The organism is Halomonas sp. (assembly GCF_031581305.1).
Taxonomy (GTDB): domain Bacteria; phylum Pseudomonadota; class Gammaproteobacteria; order Pseudomonadales; family Halomonadaceae; genus Halomonas.
In genome coordinates this window covers 1-2411 of sequence record NZ_JAVLBC010000300.1, presented here as the reverse complement: position 1 = coordinate 2411, position 2411 = coordinate 1, and the positions used below count along the sequence as shown (strand labels likewise).

The 2411-nt window shown below is 67.5% G+C and carries 3 protein-coding genes; all 3 read left to right on the top strand.

The features are described from left to right. A partial coding sequence (locus RI841_RS16005; protein ID WP_310706626.1) for a DNA topoisomerase occupies positions 1–1162 on the top strand: 1162 nt, incomplete at its 5' end. Then, positions 1159–1623: a DUF6586 family protein gene (locus RI841_RS16000; RefSeq protein ID WP_310706625.1), complete on the top strand. Its 465-nt coding sequence runs from the start codon at positions 1159–1161 to the stop codon at positions 1621–1623. The genes RI841_RS16005 and RI841_RS16000, both read left to right, overlap by 4 nt. A gap of 216 nt (positions 1624–1839) precedes the next feature. Then, the gene (locus tag RI841_RS15995; protein WP_310706624.1) at positions 1840–2316 is read left to right on the top strand and encodes an NYN domain-containing protein; all 477 of its coding nucleotides are present in this window, start codon (positions 1840–1842) and stop codon (positions 2314–2316) included. The last annotated feature ends 95 nt before the right edge of the window (positions 2317–2411 follow it).

The window sequence follows — 2411 nt, the reverse complement described above, 5'->3', positions numbered from 1 at the left end:
CGAGGCGAGCCTGGTCAAGGAGCTGGAGAAGCGCGGCATCGGCCGGCCCTCCACCTACGCCGCGATCATCTCCACTATCCAGGATCGTGGCTACGTCAAGCTGGAGAGCCGGCGCTTCTATGCCGAGAAGCTCGGCGATATCGTCACCGAACGGCTCAAGGAGTCCTTCCCCGACCTGATGGACTACTCCTTCACGGCGCGCATGGAGGACAGCCTCGACGAGGTCGCCGAGGGCGAGCGTGACTGGCGGGAGCTGCTCGATGCCTTCTACGCCGAGTTCAAGGAGGAGCTCGAGGAGGCCGAGAGCGAGGGGGGCATGCGCCCCAACCAGCCGGTGCCCACCGACATCGACTGCCCGACCTGCGGGCGCAAGATGCAGATCCGCACCGCCTCCACCGGGGTCTTCCTGGGCTGCTCGGGTTACAACCTGCCGCCCAAGGAGCGCTGCAAGACCACCATCGATCTGCTGCCCGGCGACGAGGCGGTGGCCGCCGATGCCGGCGAGGAGGCCGAGACCGATGCGCTGCGGGCCAAGCATCGCTGCCCCAAGTGCGGCACCGCCATGGACAGCTATCTGATCGACGAGACCCGCAAGCTGCACATCTGCGGCAATAGCCCGGATTGCGATGGCTACGAGATCGAGCATGGCAAGTTCCGCATCAAGGGCTATGAGGGGCCGACGATCGAGTGCGACAAGTGCGGCAGCGAGATGCAGCTCAAGACCGGGCGTTTCGGCAAGTACTTCGGCTGCACCAACAGCGAGTGCAAGAACACCCGCAAGCTGCTGCGCAGCGGCGAGGTGGCGCCGCCCAAGATGGACCCCATCCCCATGCCCGAGCTCGCCTGCCAGAAGGTCGACGATCATTATGTGTTGCGCGACGGCGCCAGTGGACTCTTCCTCGCGGCCAGCAAGTTCCCCAAGAACCGCGAGACCCGCCCGCCGCTGGTCAAGGAGCTCAAGGCCCACGCCGAGGAACTGCCCGACAAGTACCGCTACCTGCTCGACGCCCCCAGCGAGGATCCGGACGGCCGTCCGGCGCAGATCCGCTTCTCGCGCAAGGCCAAGGAGCAGTACGTGATGACCGACGAGGGCGGCAAGGCCACCGGCTGGAAGGCCAACTTCGACGGCCACAAGTGGCAGGTGGAGGACAAACGCAAGTGATGCCGCGAGCCCGCACCAATCAATTGCTCTACCAGGCCGAGCTGCTGCTCGAGACGCCCACCGGCAGCGATGAGCATGCCGAGGCGCGGCGCATGGCCGCGGAGGAGGGCAGCCTGGCGCTGGCCGAGCTGGCGCTGCAGTCCCTGCTGCGCGAGGTCACCGAGCACGCCCATCTGGAGCGCCACGACTGGCGCGAGCTGCTCGGCCCCGAGGGGGCCGGCATCGCCGAGCTGCATCGCCTGCGTGAGCTGGTCTCGCGCCCCGACAGCTGGCTGGCCTGGCTGGTCGGCAAGCTCGAGGCGCTGCATGGCAATGACGGCGTGGCCCGGCGCGCCACGGGCGCTGCTCGCGGGCTGATCGCCGTGGGCAGCGGGGCCGCCCTGGGGGAGGAGCTGCGTTGGTGCCTCTCTCACGCCAAGGCCGAGATCGCCGCCCTGCGCGAAACCAGCGAGGAGTGGTAGTGCCTGATCATTCCTTGGGGTCTGGCCCCAAGGAACAATCAGGGTCTTCACAGACTGGCGTGATAGTTGACTGCACGACACCGGCGGGCCAACCGCCCCCGTAGGCCCGGTAAGCGCCAGCGCACCGGGCGTGGAGAGGGCACCATCGTCACGCCGGATGCGCCTTCGGCTTAGCCGGCCTACGCGACATTCCCACCGTTTTCACGCCGAATTGCGATGAACCAAAAATTAGCCATCTTTGTCGACGTCCAGAACGTCTACTACACCACCCGCCAGGCCTTCGGCCGGCACTTCGACTACAACGCCTTCTGGGCGCGCTTTGCCGCCGGCCGGGAGGTGGTGGTGGCCAACGCCTATGCGGTGGAGCGCGGCGACCCCCGCCAGCGCCAGTTCCAGGCCATCCTGCGCGGCATCGGCTTCACCGTGAAGCTCAAGCCCTACATCCAGCGCCGCGACGGCTCGGCCAAGGGCGACTGGGACGTGGGCATCGCCCTGGATGCCATGGAGGCCGCGCCGCTGGTCGACCGAGTGGTGCTGGTCTCCGGCGACGGTGACTTCGACCTGCTGGTCGAGCGGATGCGCGAGCGCCACGGGGTGGTGGTGGAGGTGGTCGGCGTGGAGCGGCTCACCGCCGATTCGCTGATCCGTGCGGCCAGCCGCTTCGTGCCCATCGAGGGGGAGCTTCTGCTCTAGGACAGGGCTGCGCAGGTAGCAGTTCTACGCGGAGCTGATCCGGCGGCAGGCCTGCGAGGAGGCGCTGTGAATACATCCTTGTACGCTACCGACGC

What these genes read in the sequence shown, in the direction of transcription:
- RI841_RS15995 (WP_310706624.1), top strand. Translation starts at nt 1,840, where the DNA reads ATGAACCAAAAATTAGCCATCTTTGTCGACGTCCAGAACGTCTACTAC.